1 protein-coding gene is annotated in these 217 nt (G+C 32.3%); it reads left to right on the forward strand.

From position 1 onward, the window contains the following. Positions 1–217, forward strand: a 217-nt coding sequence (locus B2W91_RS06865) for a transposase (protein ID WP_291579648.1), incomplete at both ends; no start/stop codon positions are given.

A 217-nucleotide genomic window follows, 5' to 3' on the forward strand; every position in this document is an offset into this window, starting at 1 on the left:
ACAAATAGAGAAGGATACAAAGTGTATAAATCAAATCCTACGGATTGTGGTAATTGTTCATTTAAATCTAGATGTACTAACAGCAAAAATAATCAAAAAGTTGTAGCAAGGCATGTTTGGGAAGAGTATTTAGAAGAAGCAGACCATCTTAGACATGATAACTATGTTAAGTGTGTATATAAAAGAAGAAAAGAGACCATTGAACGCGTATTTGCTG

Origin of the sequence: Clostridium sp. UBA6640 (assembly GCF_002455975.1) — a bacterium.
Taxonomy (GTDB): Bacteria; Bacillota; Clostridia; order Clostridiales; family Clostridiaceae; genus Clostridium_J.